Source organism: Streptomyces sp. NPDC101393, assembly GCF_044767385.1.
Taxonomy (GTDB): domain Bacteria; phylum Actinomycetota; class Actinomycetes; order Streptomycetales; family Streptomycetaceae; genus Streptomyces.
On sequence record NZ_JBIWNU010000004.1, the window covers coordinates 159,034 to 182,454 of the forward strand.

21 protein-coding genes and 1 pseudogene are annotated in these 23,421 nt (G+C 73.0%); 13 read left to right on the forward strand and 9 right to left on the reverse strand.

The features are described from left to right. Positions 1–87: 87 nt before the first annotated feature. The 3 genes from ACIRQ7_RS14165 (at position 88) to ACIRQ7_RS14175 (ending at position 1,832) form a co-directional block, all read left to right on the forward strand. A complete protein-coding gene (locus ACIRQ7_RS14165) occupies positions 88–450 on the forward strand; it encodes a cupin domain-containing protein (RefSeq protein WP_404262461.1) in 363 nt (120 codons plus the stop codon). Between the two features lie 387 nt (positions 451–837). Next, on the forward strand, positions 838–1,236 hold the full coding sequence (gene trxA, locus ACIRQ7_RS14170; RefSeq protein WP_404262463.1) for a thioredoxin: 399 nt from the start codon (positions 838–840) through the stop codon (positions 1,234–1,236). Then, positions 1,236–1,832, forward strand: coding sequence for a histidine phosphatase family protein (locus ACIRQ7_RS14175; protein ID WP_404262465.1), 597 nt, complete (start codon positions 1,236–1,238; stop codon positions 1,830–1,832). Before trxA ends, ACIRQ7_RS14175 begins: the two co-directional genes overlap by 1 nt. Positions 1,833–2,209: 377 nt before the next feature. Here ACIRQ7_RS14175 and ACIRQ7_RS14180 read toward each other — a convergent pair whose 3' ends face one another. The 4 genes from ACIRQ7_RS14180 to ACIRQ7_RS14195 form a co-directional block, all read right to left on the reverse strand. Continuing rightward, complete coding sequence (locus ACIRQ7_RS14180; RefSeq protein WP_404262467.1) at positions 2,210–3,241, reverse strand: rod shape-determining protein; 1,032 nt, start codon at positions 3,239–3,241, stop codon at positions 2,210–2,212. A 174-nt stretch (positions 3,242–3,415) separates the two neighbouring features. Next, complete coding sequence (locus tag ACIRQ7_RS14185) at positions 3,416–4,051, reverse strand: hypothetical protein (protein ID WP_404262468.1); 636 nt, start codon at positions 4,049–4,051, stop codon at positions 3,416–3,418. Further along, positions 4,035–4,400 (reverse strand): hypothetical protein, encoded by a 366-nt coding sequence (locus ACIRQ7_RS14190; protein ID WP_404262470.1) that lies wholly within the window; start codon positions 4,398–4,400, stop codon positions 4,035–4,037. The genes ACIRQ7_RS14185 and ACIRQ7_RS14190 overlap by 17 nt, the downstream gene beginning before the upstream one ends. 673 nt (positions 4,401–5,073) lie before the next feature. Then, entirely contained in the window at positions 5,074–5,505 is a 432-nt protein-coding gene (locus tag ACIRQ7_RS14195) for a MarR family winged helix-turn-helix transcriptional regulator (protein WP_401471894.1), read from the reverse strand. A gap of 87 nt (positions 5,506–5,592) precedes the next feature. Between ACIRQ7_RS14195 and ACIRQ7_RS14200 the strand changes: the two genes are divergently transcribed. From ACIRQ7_RS14200 to rbsK, 7 genes and pseudogenes are all read left to right on the forward strand, one after another. After that, complete coding sequence (locus ACIRQ7_RS14200; protein WP_401471897.1) at positions 5,593–6,612, forward strand: NADP-dependent oxidoreductase; 1,020 nt, start codon at positions 5,593–5,595, stop codon at positions 6,610–6,612. An 83-nt stretch (positions 6,613–6,695) separates the two neighbouring features. Then, positions 6,696–7,124 carry an organic hydroperoxide resistance protein gene (locus ACIRQ7_RS14205; RefSeq protein ID WP_401471900.1) on the forward strand — a complete coding sequence of 143 codons (429 nt, stop codon included), beginning with the start codon at positions 6,696–6,698 and terminating at the stop codon, positions 7,122–7,124. Positions 7,125–7,906: 782 nt separating this feature from the next. Next, positions 7,907–8,965 (forward strand): LacI family DNA-binding transcriptional regulator, encoded by a 1,059-nt coding sequence (locus tag ACIRQ7_RS14210; protein ID WP_404262472.1) that lies wholly within the window; start codon positions 7,907–7,909, stop codon positions 8,963–8,965. A gap of 167 nt (positions 8,966–9,132) precedes the next feature. After that, positions 9,133–10,809, forward strand: coding sequence for a sugar ABC transporter ATP-binding protein (locus ACIRQ7_RS14215; RefSeq protein WP_404262473.1), 1,677 nt, complete (start codon positions 9,133–9,135; stop codon positions 10,807–10,809). Next, positions 10,802–11,800, forward strand: a pseudogene (locus ACIRQ7_RS14220) (ABC transporter permease); the annotation flags it as partial. The gene ACIRQ7_RS14215 and the pseudogene ACIRQ7_RS14220, both read left to right, overlap by 8 nt. After that, complete coding sequence (locus tag ACIRQ7_RS14225; RefSeq protein WP_403670435.1) at positions 11,800–12,747, forward strand: D-ribose ABC transporter substrate-binding protein; 948 nt, start codon at positions 11,800–11,802, stop codon at positions 12,745–12,747. The pseudogene ACIRQ7_RS14220 and the gene ACIRQ7_RS14225, both read left to right, overlap by 1 nt. A 77-nt stretch (positions 12,748–12,824) precedes the next feature. Continuing rightward, complete coding sequence (gene rbsK / locus ACIRQ7_RS14230; RefSeq protein WP_404263132.1) at positions 12,825–13,724, forward strand: ribokinase; 900 nt, start codon at positions 12,825–12,827, stop codon at positions 13,722–13,724. A 2-nt stretch (positions 13,725–13,726) separates the two neighbouring features. Here the strand turns inward: rbsK and ACIRQ7_RS14235 are convergent, their stop codons facing one another. Continuing rightward, positions 13,727–14,665, reverse strand: coding sequence for an ornithine cyclodeaminase family protein (locus ACIRQ7_RS14235; protein ID WP_404262476.1), 939 nt, complete (start codon positions 14,663–14,665; stop codon positions 13,727–13,729). A 154-nt stretch (positions 14,666–14,819) separates the two neighbouring features. Next, entirely contained in the window at positions 14,820–16,118 is a 1,299-nt protein-coding gene (locus tag ACIRQ7_RS14240) for a pyroglutamyl peptidase (protein WP_404262477.1), read from the reverse strand. A 156-nt stretch (positions 16,119–16,274) separates the two neighbouring features. On the opposite strand from ACIRQ7_RS14240, the gene ACIRQ7_RS14245 reads away from it, so the two are divergent. Next, complete coding sequence (locus ACIRQ7_RS14245) at positions 16,275–17,105, forward strand: hypothetical protein (protein WP_404262479.1); 831 nt, start codon at positions 16,275–16,277, stop codon at positions 17,103–17,105. A 19-nt stretch (positions 17,106–17,124) separates the two neighbouring features. Here ACIRQ7_RS14245 and ACIRQ7_RS14250 read toward each other — a convergent pair whose 3' ends face one another. Beyond that, complete coding sequence (locus tag ACIRQ7_RS14250) at positions 17,125–17,817, reverse strand: TetR/AcrR family transcriptional regulator (protein WP_404262480.1); 693 nt, start codon at positions 17,815–17,817, stop codon at positions 17,125–17,127. Positions 17,818–17,949: 132 nt separating this feature from the next. Between ACIRQ7_RS14250 and ACIRQ7_RS14255 the strand changes: the two genes are divergently transcribed. Continuing rightward, on the forward strand, positions 17,950–20,517 hold the full coding sequence (locus ACIRQ7_RS14255; protein WP_404262481.1) for a beta-glucosidase: 2,568 nt from the start codon (positions 17,950–17,952) through the stop codon (positions 20,515–20,517). Positions 20,518–20,608: 91 nt separating this feature from the next. Here the strand turns inward: ACIRQ7_RS14255 and ACIRQ7_RS14260 are convergent, their stop codons facing one another. After that, positions 20,609–21,643: an aldose epimerase family protein gene (locus ACIRQ7_RS14260; RefSeq protein WP_404262483.1), complete on the reverse strand. Its 1,035-nt coding sequence runs from the start codon at positions 21,641–21,643 to the stop codon at positions 20,609–20,611. Continuing rightward, entirely contained in the window at positions 21,640–22,560 is a 921-nt protein-coding gene (locus ACIRQ7_RS14265; RefSeq protein ID WP_404262484.1) for an SGNH/GDSL hydrolase family protein, read from the reverse strand. Before ACIRQ7_RS14265 ends, ACIRQ7_RS14260 begins: the two co-directional genes overlap by 4 nt. A gap of 325 nt (positions 22,561–22,885) precedes the next feature. Here ACIRQ7_RS14265 and ACIRQ7_RS14270 point away from each other — a divergent pair, with 325 nt between their 5' ends. Continuing rightward, positions 22,886–23,380 (forward strand): DUF3145 domain-containing protein, encoded by a 495-nt coding sequence (locus ACIRQ7_RS14270; protein ID WP_401471933.1) that lies wholly within the window; start codon positions 22,886–22,888, stop codon positions 23,378–23,380. Positions 23,381–23,421 lie beyond the last annotated feature (41 nt).

Here is a 23,421-nt window from a genome sequence, read left to right on the forward strand (position 1 = left end):
GGCCGGTGGGGCTTTCCTGGTGGTCGCCCGGTCCGTACGGGCGCACCATGGAAGGGCGGGGGCCGGGGGGTGACTGGAGGCAGTCTCATGTTGGAAGTCAAGACTCTCGACAAGCCGGATGAGCGGCGCGATTTTCCGCGCGGTCACCTCGAAGCCCTGCACATGAGCGGGCTGGACTTCGCCGTCGCCACGTTCGAGCCCGGCTGGCGCTGGTCGGAGTCGATCGGTCCGCTCGCGGGGACGGAAACCTGCGAGGTGCACCACAACGGCCTGGTGGTCCAGGGGCGCATGCGCGTCAGGATGAACGACGGCCCGGAGGCCGAAATAGGGCCCGGCGATGTCTTCGTCTGCGATCCCGGGCATGAGGCCTGGGTCGTGGGTGACGAGCAGGTCATCGTGTACGACTTCGCCGGCGCCATGGCCACGGACTACGGCCGGGCGAAGGACTGAGGAGTGAAGTCTGAGGAGTGAAGAGGCGCGAGGGGGGAGGGAAACGGGGGAGGAGTGGCGGGTCGCCGGGCTCGCGGTGTGGGCGCCGATCGGGGGATCGGTGAGGCGGTTCGTGGGGTCCTGTCGGGGGTGAGTGACCTGTGTGTTCAGGGGGGCGGCACCGGCTCCGCCGTGGGGTGGATCGTCGAGAACATGGTCGGCGCGGGTGCCCGGAGGGGCGGCGTGCGGGGGGCGTGCGGATTCCCACGAGATTCGTATGTCTAGGACAGGATTCGGTGGGCAGGGGAGCGGGACGGTCCGGCACGCGGAATACGTCACGGGTTGTACCCGTTACCGCAGCTGGATACGGATCGACATCCACGACAGACCGGAAGCAGGGAAGCACGCATGAGCACGGTAGAGCTCACCAAGGAAAACTTCGACGAGATCGTCTCCGGCAACGATTTCGTCCTGATCGACTTCTGGGCCGAGTGGTGCGGCCCGTGCAAGCAGTTCGGCCCGGTCTTCGAGCGGTCGTCCGACAAGCACGACGACCTGATCTTCGCGAAGGTCGACACCGAGGCGCAGCCCGAGCTGGCCTCCGCCTTCCAGATCCAGTCCATCCCGACGCTGATGATCGTCCGGGAGAACATCGCCGTGTTCGCCCAGCCGGGTGCGCTGCCGGAGGCCGCCCTGGAGGACGTCATCGGCCAGGCCCGTGGCCTGGACATGGACGAGGTCCGGTCCTCGGTCACCGAGGCCCAGGAGCAGGAGCAGGCCGAGCAGGGACAGCAGGCGCAGGGCTAGTGAGCGAGCTGCTGCTGATCCGGCACGGCGAGACGGAGTGGAGCAGGGACGGCCGGCACACCAGCTGGACCGACCTGCCGCTCACCGCCAATGGAGAGCAGCAGGCGCGCGCACTGCGCCCGCTGCTCTCCGGCCGGAAGATCGGGCAGGTCTTCGCCAGCCCGATGACGCGGGCGCTGCGCACCGCCGAGCTGGCGGGCCTCGCGCAGCCGCAGATCGACGACGACCTGCGGGAATGGGACTACGGCGGCTATGAGGGCATCTCCACCGCCGAGATCCACCGCAGCGCACCTGACTGGTTTCTCTTCCGGGACGGTGCGGCCTCCGGTCCCGCCGAGCACCCGGGGGAGTCGCCCGAGCAGGTCGGGGCGCGCGCCGACCGGGTGCTGGCGCGCATCGCCTCCCGGCTTGAGGCGGATGAGGGCGATGTGGCGCTGGTGGCGCATGCGCACTACCTGCGGGTGCTGACCGCCCGCAGGCTCGGCCTGCCGGCCGCGGCGGGCGCGATGTTCACCTTCGAGACCGGGGCGGTCGGCGTCCTCGGGACCGAACACGGCCGCCCCGCGGTGGTCGCCTGGAACGCCCGGAGCCTGTGAGGACCCAAGCCCGTAGCGCCCGGAGCCGGTAGCGCCCGGAGCCGGTAGCGCCCGGATTCTGTCGCGCCCTGCTCCGGTGCGCCCGGAGTCCGGGCGGCTCCGGGCAGTGGGGGCGTGCTGCTTTCCGCCTTCGGGTGCCCGAGCCAGGCTCGGGCACCCGTTGTCGTATGCCCGAGCTGACCTGCTGTGTGTCGTGGGCCGGCGGACCGCCCCGGCTCCGGGTCGGACGCTCGTATCGGACGTCCGTACCTGGCACCCGTGGCTGACGGCCTGTCTGATGTGTCGGGCCGGGCGCGTCGGCCGCCGGTGGCCGTGGTGCCGTCCGCCGGTGGCCGTGGTGCCGTCCGCCGGTGGCGGCGGTGTCCTCGCTCGGGTGGCTACGGGGCCATCGGGTCGAGGTGCAGGGGTTCCACCTTGCCCTCGATCATGGCGCCCAGGCCCTGGACGGCGCAGGTGTCGGGCCGGTCGGCGATGTGCACGGGCATGTTGGTGGCCTGACGGATCATCGGCTCCAGGCCGGGGATCAGGGCGCTGCCGCCCGCGAGCATGATGCCGCGCTCCCCGAGGTCCGCCACCAGGTCCGGCGGGCAGCGGCGCAGCACCGCCCCGATGCCGTCGAGGATCGACGTCAGGGGAGTGGTGATCGCGTGCCGGACCCGCTCGGTGTCGACGAGTACGGACCGCGCCAGGCCGCTGACCACGTCCCGGCCGTGCACCTCCGTCGAGCCCGGGGTGAGCCCGCCGCTGCTGGAGAGCATCAGATGCAGCGGGCGTACGGCCTGACCGGGCAGCATCAGTGCGTGGTGCAGCCGCAGATGCTGGACGACGGCGTGATCGATGGCGTTGCCGCCGACGGGAACCGTTTCGGCGGCCACGATCGACCCCAGGGACAGCACCGCGACCTGCGTGGTTCCGGACCCGCACACCACGATCATGGTCGCTTCGGGGTGCTCCACCGGGAGCCCGCAGCCGACGGCCGCGGCGATCAGCGTGTCGACCAGCTCGACGCGGCGGGCACCGAGTCCGGTGAGCGTCTCCACGGCGGCCCGCTGCGCCAGCGGCTCACTGCCGTGCGGCAGGCAGACGGCGGCGCGCATCGTGGGCCGGCGCCGCCAGGCCTTGCGGAGCTTGTCACCGACCAGATAGCGCAGCAGCCGCTGGGCCATGTCGATGTCGACGATGGTGCCGCCGGAGACCGGGCGTACGACGCGGATGTAGTCGGGGGTGCGCCCGTCCATCACCTCGGCCTGCGCGCCGACGGCGATCAGCGCGCCGGTGCGGATATTGACGGCGGCGACGGTCGGCTCATCGACGACCAGGCCCTGATTCTTGACATACACCCTGGTCCGGGCCGCGCCGAGGTCGACGGCGACCGAGCAGCGCCGGAGTTGGGCGAGGCTGATGATCATGGAGGTTCCTCCCCGATGGGCCGGTATGGGGCGAGCGCTCGCGAGGGACCGCTCGTGCGCCATCCTGCGGGCAGGACCCGGCGCCCGCCTGTTGAGAGGTCCGGTCGGGGGACGGGCGCAGGGGCAGGACACGGTGCGGAGCGCGGGGCGGGGAAGGTGTTGCGGGTGGGGCGGTCAGTCCACCCGGCGCTGGAACAGGCCCCAGGTGAATTCCAGCACGATGTCGTGCGGGGCGCCGTCGGGGTCGGGGGCGGTGCAGGCCAGCCGCCAGCGGGTGGGGGCGCTGCCTTCCATCGGGCGGGCCGGGGCGTAGGCGCGGGCGGCCTCGTCGACGGTGCAGGACCAGGGGGTGAGGTCCGCGGTCGTGTGCAGTGCGGGGGCGGTGGCGCCGGGGGCGCGGACCAGCCAGGCGTTCCAGACGGCGCCGCGGTCGGCGGTGAGCACCTCGAACCGCAGTTCGGGCCAGAGCGGCACCGGCCACGTCAGGGCCTCGCAGGTCAGGTCACCGAGGCGCTTGGGGGTGACGGCCTCCGGGGCGCCGAGCAAGCCGCGGTAGGGCTGGAGACCGCCGCGCGCCCGCGGGGCGTGCATCCGCGCCTGCCAGCGGCGGTTGGCCTCGCGCATCTGTGCGCGGGAGACACCCAGTTCGCGCAGGGCGTCCTCGACGAGACCCGGGTGGTGGTCGGCCATCCGGCGCAGCAGAACGAGCTGGAAGGCGACGGGTCCCGGCAGGTCGGACGGGGTGCCGCGGCCCCCGCCGGGCGGCGTGCCGGAGCTGCCGGGCGGGTCGTGGTCAGGGGTGCGGTTCATGAGGGACATGGTCGTGGACGGTGGGTGGCGCGAGGGACGCGGGGCGCCGGCCGGCGGGGAGGAACAGCCCGGAGCTGACGTAGCGGCGGCCCGGGGTGAGGGAGCGGCGGAGCAGGCCGTGCTCGGCGACGTGGGCGGCGCGGGACTGGTGGGCGGGCAGATCGAAGTCACCCAGCGGCGTCCAGCGGTCGTGCGGCAGGACCCAGCCGCGATAGCCGCGGGCGGCCGTCCAGTCCAGGACGGGCGCCAGCGGCTGGATGCGGGTCTCCAACTCGATGAAGAGCGCCGGGAGTTCACGCTCGATGGTGTGTGCGGCGCCGCGCAGCACCGCCGGCTCCCCGCCGTCCACATCGATCTTGATGAGGGTGACTCGGTCAACTCCAGTGTGTCCAGGGGGAGGCAGGGCACCTCCAGGGTGGCGCCGTGCAGTTCGCGGCGTACGAGCGAGGAGACCCCGCGGTCGCCCCGGCCGTCCGGCGGCAGCCCCCTGGCCCTGGCGGAGGTTCCGGCCCTGGCCCAGGACATCCTGCGCGAGATCTGCCGGGTGTTCCCCCAACTACCTCTCGTTCCGGACGACTTCGGCGAAACAACGGGCGCTGGTCGGTATCCGGCAGTCGCTGGAGCACTTCGTCGAGCACATGACGGCCGGCCTGGACCGTCCGCAGGTGCACCCGCGGGTCTTCCAGGAGTTCGGCCGCGGCGAGGGCGTCCAGGGCCGCAGCCTGAACGCCCTCCAGGCCATGTACCGGCTGGGCGTACGGCTGGCCTGGCGGCGGCTCGCAGAGATCGGCCAGCAGGTCGCCATCCCGGCCCCCGCGATGTGCGAACTCGCCGAATCCGGCTTCGAGTACCTCGACGGGCTGGTGGCCGAATCCGTACGCGGCTACGCCGAGGCCGCCGCCCGTCAGGCCGGTGAGCGACTGCGACTCCAACGCCGCCTGATGGAGCAGCTGTTCACGGGGGCGGGTGCCGCGGCGGGCTCACCGGGGCCGCCGTCCTGCGCCCGCCGCCTGCGCCCGCCGTCACTCGGGCGCGAGGCCCAGCATCCGCTGGAGCAGTTCCTTGAGCAGGGTGCGCTCGGCGGCGGTCAGCCGGCCGAGGGGCTCGCGGGCGAAGTCGAGCGAGGTGCGCAGCCGCTCGGCCGTACGCGCCCCCTCATCGGTCGGGGCCGCCAGCTTGACCCGGCGGTCGGCCGGATCCGGGCGGCGCTCGACGAGGCCCCGGGCCTCCAGGCGGTCGACGATGCCCGTGATGTTGGACGGCTCGCACTTGAGGCGGTTGGCGATCCGCCGCATGGGCAGCGGCTCCACGGACAGCAGGCTCAGGACCCGGGCCTGCGCGCCGGTGAGGGAGTGATCCGCCGCGGCCTGCTCGTACTCCTCGTAGTAACGGGAGACGACGGTGCCGATGAGGTCCACCACCTCGACGGTCAGGGGGTCTGCGCGCGGATTCATACACACCAGGATACCCATTTACTTGACAACATGAAATATCGAGGCGCATGGTTGTTTCAGCACCTGAAGCTTTTGGAGGATCGCGCTATGTCCGCACTGCCCACGACCGGCCGTGAATGGCACCTCGTCGCCCGCCCGCACGGCTGGCCCACCCCGGAGGACTTCGCCCTGCGCGAGGCCCCGCTCCCCGAGGTCGGCGAAGGCCAGATCCTCGTCCGCAACCTCCACTTCTCCGTGGACCCGTACATGCGCGGCCGGATGAACGACGTGAAGTCCTACGTCCCGCCGTTCCAGCTGGACGAGCCGATGGACGGCGGTGCGGTCGGTGAGGTCATCGCCTCGCGCGCCGATTCCGTAGCCGTCGGCGACCACGTCCTGCACGGCCTCGGCTGGCGGGAGTACGCGGTGCTGGACGCCAAGCGCGCCGCCAAGGTCGACCCGTCGCTGGCCCCCCTCACCTCCTACCTCGGCGTGCTCGGCATGCCGGGCCTGACCGCCTACGCCGGCCTGCTGGAGGTCGCCTCCTTCAAGGAGGGCGACGCCGTCTTCGTGTCCGGCGCGGCCGGTGCGGTCGGCAGCGAGGTCGGCCAGATCGCCAAGCTCAAGGGCGCCTCCCGCGTCATCGGCTCGGCCGGCTCCGACGAGAAGGTCAAGCTCCTGGTCGAGGAGTACGGCTTCGACGCCGCGTTCAACTACAAGAACGGCGATGTCGCCAAGCAGCTCAAGGAGGCCGCTCCCGACGGCATCGACGTCTACTTCGACAACGTCGGCGGCGACCACCTCGAAGCGGCCATCAGCTCCCTCAAGGTGCACGGCCGCGCCACCATCTGCGGCATGATCTCGATGTACAACTCCACCGAGCCCAGCCCCGCCCCGCGCAACCTCGCGATGGTGATCGGCAAGCGGCTGCGTCTGGAGGGCCTGCTGGTGAGCGACCACTCCGCGCTGCAGCCGCAGTTCGTGGAGGAGGTCTCCGCCTGGGTCCGCTCCGGCGAGCTGAAGTACGCCGAGACCAAGGTCTCCGGGATCGAGAACGGCGCCGAGGCGTTCCTCGGCCTGCTGCGCGGCGAGAACACCGGCAAGATGATCGTGAGCCTCGACGACTGACGTCCGTGGCGGACGGTTAGGCTCAGCGGTAAGCCGTCGCGATCCGTGGGCGCGAGTCGCGGCGAACCACAGGAGGATTCTGTATGTCCATCCAGACCGTCGACGTCGTCTACACCGCCGTCGCCACCGCTGAGAACGGCCGTGACGGCCGCGTCGCCAGCGACGACGGCAAGCTCGACGTCGTCGTCAATCCGCCCAAGGAGCAGGGCGGAAGCGGCGCCGGGACCAACCCGGAGCAGCTCTTCGCCGCCGGCTACAGCGCGTGCTTCCAGGGCGCGCTCAGCGTCGTCGCCCGCCAGGAGAAGGCGGACGTCTCCGGCTCCCGGGTGACCGCCCATGTCGGCATCGGCAAGACCCCGGCCGGCGGTTTCGGCCTCAAGGTCGAGATCTCCGCGTCGATTCCGAACGTCGACGCGGCCACCGCCAAGGACCTCGTGGAGAAGGCGCACCAGGTGTGCCCGTACTCCAGCGCGACCCGCGGCAACATCGAGGTCACGCTGACCGTCGTCTGAGGCGCTTCCGCCGCCGAGACCCAGCCGAGGGCCGCACCCCACCCGGGGTGCGGCCCTCGGCCGTTGTGTGCTTCAGCGGTCACGCCGTCCGGCTGTCGCGTCCTCGGCTGTGGCGTCCCCGGCCGTCGCGTCCCGCGGTCGTCGCGTCCCGGGCGCGGTGTCCCCGGCCGTCGTGTGCTTCAGCCGTCACGCCGTCCGGCTGTCGCGTCCTCGGCTGTGGCGTCCCCGGCCGTCACGTCCCGCGGTCGTCGCGTCGCCCGGGCGCGGTGTCCCCGGCCGTTGTGTGCTTCAGCCGTCACGCCGTCCGGCTGTCGCGTCCTCGGCTGCGGCGTCCCCGGCCGTCACGTCCCCCGGCCGTCACGTCCCCCGGCCGTCACGTCCCCCGGTCGTCGCGTTCCCGGGCGCGGTGTCCCCGGCCGTCGTGTGCTTCAACGGTCACGCCCCTGGCTGTCGTGTCCCTGGCCGTCCTGCTCCCCGGCCGTCGTGCCCCCGGCGCTGCCCCGTCCTCCGTTGCCCGTTCCCCGACCGCCGTGTCCCCGGCCGGCGACGGGGGCGGCCCCGATGTGACGCAGGCTACGTGTGCGAGGTCTTGACGCGCCCGCCGTGTAATCGATTACGTATCCCCCACGAAATCGATTACACGGCGAATGCGGCCCCCGCGGTCCCGCGGGCCGGACATACCCGCAAGCACCGGGTCGCGTCCGGAAGCACCGGGGCAGCACGGACGCATCACGCATCCGCCGTGACCCGACCGATCGCAGGAACAGGATGGCAACGGCGCCATGGCGAACATCAAGGACGTGGCAGAACGGGCGGGGGTCTCCGTCGCCACCGTCTCGCGGGTCCTCAACGGCAACAGCCCCGTCGCCGAGACCCGCGAGCGGGTGCTCGCCGCCGTGCGCGAGCTGGGCTACCGCCCCAACAACGTCGCCCGCGCGCTGCGCACCGCACGTACCGGCGCCCTCGGCCTGATCATCAGCGATCTCACCAACCCCTTCTTCACCGAGCTGGCGGACGCCGTCGAGGACGAGGCCCGCAGCCTCGGCTACAGCCTCGTGATCGGCAACGCCGGCGAACGCCCCGAGCAGCAGGACGACTACATCCGCACCCTGCTGGACCGGCGGATCGACGGCCTGCTGGTCAGCTCCGCGGGCACCGGATCCGCGATGATCGGCGAGGTCGTCGACTCCGGTACACCGCTGGTCCTGCTGGACCGGGTGGTGCCCGGTATCGACGCACCCTGTGTACGCGCCGACGGCCTGGCCGCGCTCACCGACCTCGCCGCCCACCTCGCCGCCCTCGGCCGCCGCCGCCCCGCGATCATCGTCGCCCCGGCGGGCACCCCCACCGGCGACGAACGCCTCGACCAGTTCCGTACGGCGCTGGCCGCGCACGGCATCGCCCTGCCCGACGAGCGGGTCGGCGCCACCCCCGATCTTCAGCACACCGGCGGACGGCGGGTGATGAGCGGCTTTCTCGATCTGCCGGAGCCGCCGGACGCGGTGCTCGCCACCGACAACCTGATGGCGCTCGGCGCGATGGACGAACTCCGGGCGCGGGGGCTGCGGGTGCCCGACGACGTGGCGCTGGTGGTCTACGACGACGTGCCGTGGTTCACCCACACCGACCCGCCGCTGACCGCCATCGCGCAGCCCACCCGCGAACTGGGCCGGGCCGCCGTGCACACCCTGCTGGAGCGGATCGAGGGCCGTCACCCCGAGTCGGTGCTGCTGCCGGCCCATCTCGTCCCGCGCCGCTCCTGCGGCGAACCGGCCGCCGCCACCGCCCCGTACGCCGCGCCCCACCGGGCAGGCCCCCGCCCCACCGGACAGCAGACCTGACGCAGACCTGACGCAGACCCCGCACGGCATCCGCGGCGGACCGGACGCAGACCGCAAGGAGACCCGTGCCCGTCAACGAGACCCCTGCCGCGAGCGAGATCCGTGCCCATGAACGAGATCCGAGACCCGAGACCCGAGAACGACTTCCAGGAAGAGAGGGGCAGCGCATGACCGGCGTCAAAGACGACGTACCGGGCGGCCGCGAACTGCTGCGCGTGGAGGGGGTGACGAAGTCGTTCCCGGGCGTACGCGCGCTGGACGGCGTGGACCTGAGTCTGCGCGCCGGCGAGGTGCACGTCCTGCTCGGTGAGAACGGCGCGGGCAAGAGCACGCTCATCAAGATGCTCTCCGGTGCCCACCGCCCCGACTCGGGACGCATCCTGGCCGCCCCCGCCCCCGCCTCAGCCGCCTCCCCGGCCGGCGGACCGGATGCCGCGGCCGGCGCACCGAGCGAGGTGCACATCCGCTCCGCGCAGGACGCCGAACGCCTCGGCATCGCCACCATCTACCAGGAGTTCAACCTCGTCCCCGGTCTGACGGTCGCCGAGAACATCTTCCTGGGGCGGCAGCCGCGCACCGCGCTCGGTCTCGTCGACAGGAAGACGATGCGCGCCCGCGCCGCCGCACTGCTGCGCCGGGTCCGCCTGGACGTCTCCCCGAACACCCCGGTCGCCGAACTCGGCATCGCCCGGCTGCAGATGGTGGAGATCGCCAAGGCGCTCAGTCTGGACGCCCGCGTGCTGATCATGGATGAGCCGACCGCGGTGCTCACCTCCGAGGAGGTGCAGACCCTCTTCGGGATCGTCCGCGAGCTGCGCGAGTCCGGCGTCGGCATCATCTTCATCACCCATCACCTCGACGAGATCGGCGCCCTCGGCGACCGTGTCACCGTCCTGCGCGACGGCCGCTCGGTCGCCGAGGTGCCCGCGTCCACCGACGAGGACGAGCTGATCCGGCTGATGGTCGGCCGGGACATCGCCGAGCAGTACCCGCGCGAGCGCCCCGACGCGCCGGGCGCGCCGCTGCTGCGGGTGCGCGGCCTGACCCGGCACGGCGCCAAGGGCGCGAAGGGCGCACCCGCCAAACCCGTCTTCGCGGGCATCGACTTCGAGGTGCGGGCCGGTGAGGTCGTCGGTCTGGCCGGGCTGGTCGGCGCCGGCCGTACGGAGATCGCGCGGGCGATCTTCGGCGTGGACCGCTACGACTCCGGCACCGTCGAGGTCGACGGCAAGGGCCTGGCGCGCGGCGATGTGCGCGCCGCGATGCGGGCCGGGCTCGGCCTGGTGCCCGAGGACCGCAAGGGCCAGGGCCTGGTCCTGGACGCCTCGTTGCAGGACAACCTGACGCTGGCCCGGCTGGACCGGGACACCCGCGGCGGGCTGGTGGACCGGCGCGGCCAGCGGCGCGAAGCGGCCGCCGTCGCCGCGCAGTTGAAGGTCCGGATGAGCGGTCTGGGCCAGAGTGCCCGCACCCTGTCCGGCGGCAACCAGCAGAAGATCGTCATCGGCAAATGGCTGCTGACCGAGACCAGGCTGCTGATCCTCGACGAGCCGACGCGCGGTATCGACGTCGGCGCCAAGGTCGAGATCTACCAATTGATCAACGAGCTGACGGCGGCGGGCTGCGCGGTGCTGATGATCTCCAGCGACCTCCCGGAGGTGCTCGGTATGAGCGACCGGGTGCTGGTGATGGCACAGGGCCGGCTGGCCGGCGAACTCCCGGCCGAAGCGGCCACCCAGGACGCGGTGATGGAACTGGCCGTCCGATCCCCGAACGAGGGCGCCCCACCCGCCCTTCACAAGAACACCCCCGGTCAGAGCGCGATGGAGGGCTCCGATGACTGATCTGCTGAAAACCCCCGCCGACACGCCGGCGGCCCCGGGCCGGGAGCACGAACTCGGGCAGTGGTTCACCAGGGCCGTCCTCAAGAACGGACCGCTGGGCGGCCTGATCGCCCTCGTCGTCGTCATGGCGGTGCTGTCCAAGGACTTCCTCAACGGGCAGAACCTCCTCAACGTCGGCGTCCAGGCGTCGGTCACCGCGATCCTCGCCTTCGGCGTCACCTTCGTGATCGTCTCCGCCGGTATCGACCTGTCCGTCGGCTCGGTCGCCGCCCTCTCCGCCACGGTCGTCGCCTGGGCGGCCACCGGCGAGGGCCTGCCCGTCTGGATCGCGGTACTGCTCGGCCTCGCGGTCGGCATAGCGGCCGGACTGGTCTCCGGTGCCCTGGTCGCGTACGGCAAACTGCCCGCCTTCATCGCCACGTTGGCGATGCTCTCGATCGGCCGCGGCCTGGCCCTGGTCATCTCCGGCGGTTCGCCGATCCCCTTCCCCGGCTCCGTCAGCAAGCTCGGCGACACCCTCGGCGGCTGGCTGCCGGTCCCCGTACTCGTCATGATCGCGATGGGGCTGATCGCCGCGCTGATCCTGGCCCGCACGTACTCCGGCCGCGCGATGTTCGCCATCGGGGGCAACGAGGAGGCCGCCCGCCTCTCCGGCATCAACGTCAAGCGCCGCAAGCTCGTCATCTACGCGATGTCCGGCCTGTTCGCCGCGGTCGCCGGCATCGTGCTGGCGGCCCGGCTCACCTCCGCCCAGCCGCAGGCCGCCGGTGGTTACGAACTGGACGCCATCGCCGCGGTCGTCATCGGCGGCGCCAGCCTCTCCGGCGGTTCCGGCAAGGCCTCCGGCACCCTCATCGGCGCGCTGATCCTCGCGGTGCTGCGCAACGGCCTCAACCTGCTGAGCGTCTCGGCGTTCTGGCAGCAGGTCGCCACCGGTCTGGTCATCGCGCTGGCGGTGCTCCTGGACACGCTCCGCCGCCGGAGCACGCGATGAGCGCCCGGCGGACGATCCGGTGGAGCGCCCGGGTCAGGATGCCGCTGGCGGCCGGGCTCGCCGCGACCGCGGCCCTCGGGCTGGCCGGCTGCGACCGCGGCGGCGACACCGACCTGGGGCTCGCGCTGTCCACGATGAACAACCCGTTCTTCGTCGGCATCAAGGAAGGCGCTCAGGCCGAGGCGGATGCCCGCGGCCTGAACATCAACATCACCGACGCGCAGAACGACCCCACCCAGCAGATCAACCAGATGGAGACGTTCACCAGCCAGGACGTCAAGGCCGCCATCATCAACCCGGTCGACTCCGAGGCCGCCGTACCGGCCGTCGGCGTCGCCAACCGGGCGAAGGTGCCGGTGATCTCCATCGACCGCGGCGTCAACGGCGGCACGGTCGGCTCGACCATCGCCTCCGACAATGTCGCCGGCGGCCGGCTCGCCGCGAAGACCCTGGCCGAATCGATGGACGGCAAGGGCAAGGTGGCGTTCCTGGAGGGCCAGGCCGGCACCTCCGCGGCCCGCGAGCGCGGCCAGGGCTTCGAGGAGGGCATCAAGAAGTACCCGGGCATCAAGGTCGTCGCCCGGCAGCCCGCCGACTTCGACCGCACCAAGGGCATGGACGTGATGTCCAACATGCTCCAGGCGCATCGCGACATCGGCGGGGTGTTCGCCGCCAACGACGAGATGGCCCTCGGCGCGTCCAAGGCGCTCGGTGGCAGGTCCGGCAAGGACGTGAAGGTGGTGGCGTTCGACGGCACGCCGGACGGGATCACCGCGGTCCGCAACGGCACGCTGACCGCGACCGTCGCCCAGCAGCCGAAACTCCTGGGCAAGCAGGCGGTGGACCAGGCGCTGAAGGCGTCGCGCGGTGAGAAGCTGCCGCAACAGATCAAGGTGCCGGTGGTTCTCGTGACACCGCACAACGCCGCGAAGTTCGACGGCTGAGACCAGCGGCCCGGTCCGGCTCCGCCGGGGCCACCGGGCACTGAAGGGTGAGATGAACGGACATGGGAGAGCGGCGCATGTATGACGTCCTGGTGGTCGGCTCGGCCAACGCGGATCTGACGGTACGGGTGGAACGGCGGCCCGGAGCGGGGGAGACCGTGCTCGGCACCGACCTGGTCGAATCGGCCGGCGGCAAGGGCGCCAACCAGGCGGCCGCCGCCGCCCGGCTCGGCGGGCGCACCGCGCTGCTGGCGCGGGTCGGCGGCGACGCGTATGGGCAACTGCTGCTGGACGCGCAGCGTGCGGCGGGTACCGATGTCGGGCCGGTCATCGTGGACGACGCGGCCCGCACCGGCACCGCGATGATCATCGTGAGCCCGGACGGCGACAACAGCATCGTCGTCTCGCCCGGCGCGAACGCCGCCCTCACCCCGCAGGACGTGGCCGCAGCCAAGGACGTCATCGAGGCGTCGTCCGTGCTCTCGCTCCAGCTGGAGATCCCGATGGAGAGCGTGCGGGCCGCGGCAGAGGCCGCCGAGCAGGCCGGTACCCGCGTCGTCCTCAACCCGTCCCCGGCCCCCGAAGCGCTGGCCCCCGAACTCCTCGCGGTGGCCGACCCGCTGGTCGTCAACGAGCACGAGGCCGCGCAGCTGTCCGGGCGCTCGGGCGGCACTCCCGGGGAGTGGGCGGCGGCGCTGCGCGAGCGGGGCGCCCGTTCGGTCGTGATCACCCTCGGCGCGGACGGCGCGCTGGTCCTGGACTCCGCGGGGGTGTACGAGGTGCCGGGGATCAAGGTCAGGGCGGTGGACACCACGGGTGCGGGCGACGCCTTCACCGGCGCCCTCGCCACCCGCCTGGCACGCGGCGACGCACTGCCCGACGCGGCCCGTTTCGCGGTACGCGTCGGCGCCGCCGCGGTCACCAAGCCGGGTGCCCAGCCCTCGTATCCGACACCGGACGAGCTGCCGGCGGCCTGAGGTCAACCGGCGCCGAGGTCCTCGGTGCGCGGCGGGCCGCAGGCCGCGGCGAGCGCCGCCGCCACCGCGACCTCCGTGCCCGCCAGCCCGACGGAGGAGAACAGCGTGATGTCCTCGTCGCCCGTGCGGCCGGGTGCGGCGCCCGCCAGGACGGCGCCCAGCTCGGCCATCGGCGCCGGGCCCAGCAGATGGTCCGCACCGTAACGGCCTGCTTGGGCGCGGGAGTCGGTGACGAGAACGGTGGCCCGCGCGGCCAGTTCGGGCGGGATCTCGTAACGGGTGGTGGACTTCGGGCCGAGGGTGCTCAGGTGGGTGCCCGGCGCGACCCAGTCCGCCTCCAGGACGGGCGTCGCACTGTCGGTGGCCACGATCACCACCTCGCGGCCCGCCACCGCCTCCCGCGCCGAACCGGCCACCCGGGCCGAAAGCCCCAGTTCGTCCCGGGCGCGGGCCGCGAACCGCTCCGCGCGCTCCGTCCGCCGGCCGAACACCGCCACCTCGGCGCGCCGGAGCGGGCCCGCGGACAGCGCCCACAGCTGCGTCCAGGCCTGCGGCCCGGTCCCGATCAGCCCGATCCGCGACGCGTCGCGGCGGGCCAGCGCCTCGACCGCCACCGCGCCGATCGCGCCGGTCCTGCGCGGCCCCAGCTCCGCCCCGTGCACCACGGCGGCCAACTCCCCGCTCGCGCGCTCCCACACCGCGACCAACTGGGTGCCGTGGTGCCCGGCGTCGTACGCGCGAAAGCCGTACAGACCGTCGGCGGACAGCTCGCCGACGGTGAACACCAGCTCCCGCGAGGCGAGCGGGGCACGCACCCGCGGCGGCGCGGACAACTGCCCGGCGTGGTGGGCGAGGAGCGCGTGCCGGACGGCCGCCACCGCGTCCGCCGGGGTGAGGCGCGCGCGGACCTCCGGGTCGCCGAGCAGCAGGGGAGCGGTCACCGGACGGTCAGCTCCCTCGGCCGGTGGAGCCGGCGGGGGACTGTCGGGATCTGAGCGGCAGCAAGGATCACCCGCCCATCATCCCGGAGCCGGGCCGGGCCGACCATGGGCCCCGCGCGGCCGCCGAGGGCTACGGGACGGGGGCCTGTCGTGGCTACGGGCCCGCCTCCGACGCCGCCACCGCCACGATCTTCCGTACCTGCCCGGTGATCGAGACGCGGTTCCGTACGAAATCCGGGTCGGTGATCCGCCCGTGCGCCGGGTCGGTGTTGCCGGGACCGAACTCCAGCACCGGGGTGTGCAGATGGCCTCCGGGGAGCGCCGGCCGCACCGCGTCCCGCAGCAGCGTCGCCCGGTAGGCGATCTCGTTCGAGAGATAGTCGCCGCCGCCCCCGGCGCGGGCCGTGGACCCCGGGGTCGGGCCGTCCGGCCGGTTCACCGGCCCGGTGCCGCCCGCCGGGATCTCGGTCACGGCCGTGTGGTCGACCACCGGGTACGGGCCGGTGCCGGCCCCGACGATCCGCCCGTACGGAAGGCTGGTCGTCGTCCACTGCGGCTGCGGCCGCACGGTCGGCACCCCCGCCGAAATCGGCACGGTTCCGGTCCGCTCGTCCCGGGCGTTGTCCGGATAGCCGCCCCGCCAGGCGCCGTTGGTCCGCTCCACATCGAAGCGCCCCGGCCGCCCCTGGCTGATCGTGGTGAACAGATCCGCCTGCCGCGGACCGTGCCGGAAGTGCGGCAGCAGCGTGCGCTCCACCGTCCCGTCCGCGAAATCGGCCCAGCGCACGGGGAAGACCGCCGTCTCGATCCGGGCGGAGCGCCCCGAGGCCGTCCGTACCGTCGTCCCGTCCAGCGCCAGGGCCGCCGCCCCCGACGGGTTGCTGCGCCGCGCGTCATCGTCCAGCTGGAACGGGTCGAAACCGGTCACGACGATCCGCACCACCCGCTTCCCGGCGGGCAGCGCGATCGAGTCCTGGCCGCGCGAGCCACGCTCCAACGCGTCCACCAGCGCCGCCCGTTGCTCCCCGGTCATCTCGAATCCGGGCTGCCATGCCCGCAGCGCCTTCGTCATCCCCAGCCGTGCCCAGTACAGCGGCCGGTCGTCGTCCCGGCTCAGATCGCCACCGGCGGGCCCGCGCCCCTGCGCACGGTCCACGGCCCGCCGCCACAGCGCACCGCCCTCCCGCGCCACATACCGCTTCGCCTCCCGGTACGTCGCCGTCCGGGCCAGACCGCCGGTGAACTCCCGCTCCCACGCGTCGAATCCGCTGCGCCGCAGAATCTCCTGGGGAGCTGCCTGCGCCAGCCGCCCCTCCTCCACGGTGCCCGCGGGCGCGGCGGCGGCCGGGCCGCCGGGCGCCGCACCGGCCGTTGCCGGGGCCGTCAGGGACAGGGGAACGGCGGCGGTCAGCGCGACACCGAGCGCGCCCAGCCGGGTACGTATGCGTTTCATGGGGCGAGTAAAGCGGGTGTGCCCAGCGGGCGGTAGGGGCATCGAGGGGCGCCCGGGACCACGGCCCTCGCCGCCGGCGCTCCGCGGTGGCCGGCGGGATATGGTTCTCCGTCGGCTCGCGCACGGTGCTGCCGACGAGTCCGAGGGGGAATCTCCGTGGCCACACCGCCACCACCGCAGCCGTACGCAGGCAATCCGTACCAGCAGCCGCCCGCGGGTCCGTACGGGCAGCCCCCCGCGTACGGGCAGCCGCCCGCGGGGCCGTACCCCCCGCCGCCCGCGGGGCCGTACGCACCGCAGCCGGGCCCGTACCCGCAGCAGCCCTATCAGGGCCACCCCGGCGCCCCCGGCTGTCAGTTCTGCGGTGCGCAGCCGGCGGTGCAGGCGACCGTGCGCGGGCATCAGGGGATCCTGTACGTGATGCGGTTCCTGAGCCGCAAGGGTGTGTTCTGCCGTTCCTGCGGGCTGGCGACCTACCGCGAGATGTCCGCGAAGACGCTGTGGCAGGGCTGGTGGAGCCCGCTGTCCGTGGCCATCACGCCGATCACTCTGCTGGTGAACCTCGGCCCGCGGTCCCGTTTCCACAAGCTGGCCGAGCCGACGGGCGGTTGGCGGCCCCCGCTCGACCCGGGCCCGTCGCTGCTGCGCAGGCCGGTGGCCCTGACGGCGCTGGCGGTGGTGGCTCTCGCGGCCCTCGCCCTCACCACCCTGATGGTGATCGGCCTGGTGTCCGGCGGCCGGGCGGATGCGGAGGTTGCGGGGACCGACACGGCGCAGACACTCGCCGTCGGCGACTGTGTGCACAACGACGGCGACTGGGACGAGCAGGACCTGCGGACCACGGACTGCGGCGCGGCCGACGCGCAGTACAAGGCCACCAGCAGGCTGGAGACCTCGCAGGCTACCTGCGCCGACGGGGAGTTCATCGCCGATCTCCGCTACGGACCGGGCGGGACGACCGCCACCTGCCTCAAGCCCCTCAGGTGACCTTCGGGGCGGCGGCCGGTCACTCCCCGCCGGCCCCGTCGCCCGTCTCCTCGGCCCCGACCGCCCCGTCCGCCCCGTCCCTCTGGCCCTGTCCCAGCAGCGCCAGGAAGTCCCGGAACGACGCGGGCATGTCGACGTGTTCCGGGTCCAGCAGCCACTGCAACTGGAGCCCGTCCATGACGGCGACCAGGAGCGGCGCCGCCTGCTCCGGCGTCAGGCCGCCGGGCAGGGTGTCGCCGAACTCCGCCCGCAGGACGGCGGCCACGGAGGCCCGGACGACCCGGAAGCGCGATTCGAAGAACGCGCGGGCGGGGTGGTCCTCGGTGACGCTGTCGGCCGACAGGACGGTGTACGTCCGGACGATGCCGGGGCGGGTGGCGTTGTAGTCGACGAGCTGGGCGAGCGTGCCGGTGCGCCATGCGTCGGAGGTCGCGGCGGCGGAGGCGAGATCCCAGCGGTCACGCGCCTCCAGGACAGCGACCAGCAGCTGTTCCTTCGTGGGGAAGTGGTGCAGCAGACCCTGCTGGGTGAGGCCGGCGCGCTCGGCGACCGCGGCCAGGGAGGTGCGGCGGTATCCGCGTTCGGAGATCAGCTCCATGGCGGCCTGCAGGATGGCCTCGCGCCGTTCCGCGCGCTGCGCCTCCCGTCCGCCGCCGCGTCGCGCACCAGCACGGGGGCGGCGGTCCGCCGGGTCCTGGTCTCTTGCCGTCACCCGGCCGAGGGTATCCCCGGAGGGGCTGCCCGTACGGCACGGGTAACGAAATCATGACGGCGCCTACCGTTCGCACGGCGAAGAGGGAAGGATTCCGGCCAAGGGCCCGTACGTCCACGCAGGGAGCACCGCATGACCGAGCAGCCCGACGCCCACGGCCACGCCGCTGACGAGGACCGCGCAACCGCTCGCGCGCGCGAGCACACCGCGGCCGTGGAGAAGGCGCTCGGCGCGCTGGATCTCGACACCAAGGCCGGGCTGCTGTCCGGCCAGGACATGTGGACGCTGCCGGCGGTACCCGCCATCGGACTGCGTTCGCTGGTGGTGTCGGACGGACCGATCGGCGTACGTGGCCGGCAGTGGAGCGCCGAGGACCCCTCGGTCGCGCTGCCCGGCCCCACCGCGCTGGCCGCCACCTGGGACCCGGAACTGGCCCGCCGCGCCGGCCACCTCCTCGCCCAGGAGGCCCGCCGCAAGGGCGTGCACGTGCTGCTCGCCCCGACCGTCAACCTGCACCGCTCGCCGCTGGGCGGCCGGCACTTCGAGTGCTACTCCGAAGACCCGCTGCTGACCGGCGCGATCGGGGCCGGATACGTCCGCGGGGTGCAGCAGGGCGGCGTCGGGACGACGGTCAAGCACTTCGTCGGCAATGACGCGGAGACCGACCGTCTCACCGTCGACAACCGCATCGCCCCGCGTCCGCTGCGCGAGCTCTATCTCGCGCCCTTCGAGCACATCGTCGAAAACGCCCACCCCTGGGGCATCATGACCGCCTACAACCAGGTCAACGGCTCAACGATGACCGAGCACCGCTATCTGGTGCGCGAGGTGCTGCGCGGCGAATGGGGCTTCGACGGCTGGAATGTGTCCGACTGGACCGCCGCCCGCCATACGGTGCGGGCCCTGAGGGGCGGCCTGGACACCGCGATGCCCGGCCCCCGCACCGTCTTCGGCGCCCCGCTCGCCGCGGCCGTGCGCGCGGGCGAGGTGGCGGAGTCGGAGGTGGACGAGGCGGTGCGCCGGGTGCTGCTGCTCGCCGCCCGTACGGGATGTCTGGAAGGCGTCCCCGCCGCCGTCGCCCCCGAGGACGTCCCCGAGGGGATCGACGGCCGGGCGGTGGCGCGTGAGGTCGCCCGGCGGGCCTTCGTCCTGCTGCGGAACGAGCCGGCGGGCGGCGGGCGGCCGGCCGGTGAGCGGTCCGGCGACGAACGGCCCGCCGGCGAGGGGCGTGCGCTGCCGGTCGATGCCGCCACCGTCCGGCAGGTCGCCGTCATCGGGGCCGCGGCCCGCGACGCCCGGGTGCTCGGCGGCGGCTCCGCCACCGTCTTCCCCGAGCAGATCGTCTCCCCGCTGGAGGGACTGCGCGCCGCCCTGCCCGACGACGTCGAGGTCACCTTCGCGGTCGGCGCCGACCCCCGCACCCGCACTCCGCACGCCCGCGCCGGCTTCACGCTGCGCGCCCGCTACCTCACCGAGGACGGTCAACTGCTGGCCGAAACGCCGCAGTTCGACGGCAGGGTGCTGGTGATGGGCCGCTACCCCGAGGGCGTCACCCAGCACACCCTGCACGCCGTCGAACTCACCGGCACCTTCACCCCGCAGACCACCGGCCGGCACGTCCTCGCCGTCTCCGGCACCGGCGATCTGCGCCTGACGATCGATGGCGACGTCCGCTTCGACGACCGCTGCACGCCGGACGGCAGCGACCCGTTCGAGGCGTTCCTGCACCCGGCCGAGCGGCGGGTGGAGGCCGGCCTGACGGCCGGTGAGCAGGTCGACGTCACCCTCCGCTTCGTCCCGGCGGCCCTCGGCCTCGGCGCGGACATGGACGCGCTGAGCTTCGCCCTCGGGCACGCCGAACCCCAGCTCGACCCCGACGCCGAGATGGCGGAGGCGGTGCGCGCCGCGGCCGCCGCGGATGTCGCGATCGTGGTGGTCGCCACCACCGAGGAGGTCGAGTCGGAGGGCTTCGACCGCAGCGATCTGCGGTTGCCGGGCCGTCAGGACGAGCTGGTCACCCGGGTCGCCGCCGCCAATCCGCGCACCGTGGTGATCGTCAACTCCGGCTCCCCGGTGGAGCTTCCGTGGCGCGAGCAGGTCCCCGCCGTCCTGCTGAGCTGGTTCCCCGGCCAGGAGGCGGGCGCCGCCCTGGCCGACGTCCTGCTCGGCGCGCACGAACCGGGCGGCCGCCTCCCCACCACCTGGCCGGCCCGCCTGGAGGACGCCCCGGTCACCCGCGTCACCCCCGACGACGGCACACTCCCCTACTCCGAGGGCCTGTTCATCGGCTACCGCGCCTGGCAGCGCTCCGGCACCGCCCCCGCGTACGCCTTCGGTCACGGCCTGGGCTACACCGACTGGGAGTACGAGTCGCTGGACACCACCCCCGACTCGGTCCGGGTCCGGCTCCGCAACACCGGCCGGCGGGCCGGCCGCGAGACCGTCCAGATCTACCTGGTACCCACCGCGCCCGCCGGTGACGAGGCGCCCGAGCGGCCGGCCCGCTGGCTGGCCGGATTCGCCGTCGTCGAGGCGGCCCCCGGCGAGAGCGCCGAGGCGGAGATCCCGCTGCCGGACCGCGCGTTCGAGATCTGGGACGAGACGGCGGGCGGCCGGCGCCGCGTCAAGGGCGACTACACCGTCGAGGCCTCGCACAGCATCGACGACTGCCGGCTGACGGCACAGGTCAGCGTGCGCTGACGGACGACGGGACGGGAAGGCCCCAGGGCCCGTCGTGTGGATCACCCGGGGGGGGGGCTCGCGGGGTCCGGCGTGCTCCGAACGACAGGCCCTAGCCGTCCCGGCGGGGCCGCGCCGAGAAGGTGTAGACCGTCTCCGAGCGGTAGGTCTCACCGGGGCGGAGCACCGTGTCCGGGTAGTCAGGGCGGTGCGGGGAGTCGGGGAAGTGCTGGGTCTCCAGGGCGATACCTGCCGCCGGGCCGTACGGCAGCCCCGAGGTGCCGGTCAGCGAGCCGTCGAGGTGGTCCGCGGTGTAGAGCTGCACACCGGGCTCGGTGGTGGCGATGGTCAGCGCCCGCCCGGAGGCCGGGTCGTAGAGCTCGGCGACCTCGCGCGCAGCCCGCGTCACCCCGCCGTCCAGCACGAAGTTGTGGTCATAGGCGCCGCCCACCTCCCGCGCCGCGCGGAAGTCGAACCGGGTGCCGCTGACGTCGGCGGGCGCGCCGGGCAGCGGGATGCCGGTGTCGTCGACGGGGGTGTAGCGGGACGCCGCCAGCCGCAGCAGGTGCCCCGTGGCGCTGCCGCTGCCCTCGCCGCCCAGATGGAGATAGCTGTGGTTGGTGAGGTTGACGACGGTGGGTGCGTCGGTCTGCGCGCGGTAGACGATGCGCAGGGCCCCGCCGGGGGAGAGGGTGTAGGTCGCGCGTACGTCCAGGGTGCCGGGGAAGCCCTCCTCGCCGTCCCGGCTGACCCGGCGCAGCTCCACCCCGCCGTCGACCTCCCGGGCGCCCCACACCACCCGGGAGAATCCCCTCGGCCCGCCGTGCAGACTGTGCGGTCCGTCGTTCGGCGTCAGCGCGCGGGCGGTGCCGTCGAGCGTGAACGCCGCCCCGGCGATCCGGTTCGCGTACCGGCCGACCAGCGCCCCGAAGTGCGAGCCGCCGTGCGCGACATAGGACGCGAGGTCGGCGAAGCCCAGCGCCAGCTGCGCGGGCGTCCCGTCCCGGTCGGGTGCCTCGATGGTCTGGACGATGCCCCCGTACGTCAGGACGCGCACGCGCAGCGCGTCCGACTCCAGGGTCCAGCGCTCGACCGGCGTGCCGTCGGGCAGGGTGCCGAACGGCTCGGACCGGATGTGCGGACTCACGGGCGCTCCTCGCGGGTGATGGCGCGGAAGGCGAGCGACGCCAGCTCCTGCTGCCCGCGGGTGCCGGGGTGGAACCAGTCCCAGGTGCTCAACTGCTGTCCGGTGAAGCGGTAGTCGAAGACCGAGGGGTCGAAGCGGCAGAGCGGGTCCTTGGCGCACACGTCCGCCAGCGCCGCGTTGTAGGCCATCACGCGCTCCTGCACCTTCTTGCGCCGCTTGTCGGCCTTCATCGTCAGATTGTCCGGGTCGTGCAGCATCGACCCGCAGATCCCCAGCTTCCACACCTGCTTGCCGAGCGGGTTCTTGCGCCCCTCCGACCACAGCCGCAGCAGATCCGGCACCGCGGCGACATAGACCTGGGTGCGCGGCAGGGTGCGCCGCAGGCTCTTCATCGCCGCCGCGAAGTCGGCCCGGAAACCGGCTTGCGGGGTCATCGTGCGGACGTCGTTGCGGCAGGCGTCGTTGGCGCCGATCAGGACCGTGACCAACTCGGGCCTGTGGGCCGCCGCCTGGGCGACCTGCTCGGGCAGATCACTCATCAGGGCGCCGGTCCTGGCGTGGTTCCAGCTCTGCTTGGCGGGATTCTTGACCAGCCGCCGGGCGAGGCTGTCGACCTTGGGGTCGGTGCCGGTGGCCCAGGAGACCTCGGGGCAGTCGGAGAGGATCGTGCAGGCGTCGAAGCCGACGGTGATGGAGTCACCGAGTGCCGCGATCGAGGCGGGGTCGGTACGCCAGACGGGTACAGGTTTCGGGGACGGGCTCCGGGTGGTCGAGCCGGGGTGCGGGCCCGTGGAGGGGGCGTCGGCGGCACAGCCCGCGACGGACATCAGCAGTGCCGAGGCGGTGGTGACGGTGAGTGAGAGACGGCGGGCGGGCCGGTGACGCCGGGAGCGAACGGGCCGATCGATCGTCGTCATCCCCTGTCCCCTCCGGCTCGCGGGTGATATCTCTTCGGTACCGACGGTACGTCACCCTCCCCATGGGGACCGCGCGGTAGCTTTGCCCCGCGCTTGCCTTGTGGTGACCGAAAGTGGCAAGTGCAGTCGGCACAAACAAATTACATCACGTCATTTCCTGTCCCTTTTGCGACAAATTGCACCGAATGGTGTTTACTGTAGGTCACCTCGCAAGCTGGTGCCGAAGTGATCATTGGGGCAGAATGTCAGCAGCTGTCCCGGCCGCAACCGGAACGGGCACGAGGCCGCTGGGGAAGGCGAACCTCGAACCGCACTGGAGGTCCCGGTGACGACACGTGGAGTTCTGTACGTCCACTCCGCTCCGCGCGCGCTGTGCCCGCACGTCGAATGGGCGGTGGCGGGCGTCCTCGGCGTGCGCGTCAATCTCGACTGGATCCGCCAGCCGGCCTCCCCCGGCACCTGGAGAGCCGAGTTCTCCTGGCAGGGAGAGGTGGGCACGGCGTCCAAGCTGGCCTCCGCGCTGCGCGGCTGGCACCTGCTGCGCTTCGAGGTGACCGCGGAGCCCTGCTCCACCGCCGAGGGCGAGCGCTACAGCGCCACCCCCGAACTGGGCATCTTCCACGCCGTCACCGGCATCCACGGCGACATCCTCATCCCCGAGGACCGGCTGCGCGCCGCCCTCGCCCGCTCCGCGCGCGGCGAGACCGAGCTGCCCGCCGAGGTCTCCAAACTCCTCGGCAAGCCCTGGGACGACGAACTCGAACCGTTCCGGTACGCCGGTGAGGGCGCCCCGGTCCGCTGGCTCCACCAGGTCGTCTGACGCCCCGGACGACGCGGGCGAACGGGGCCGGAGTTGCCTTC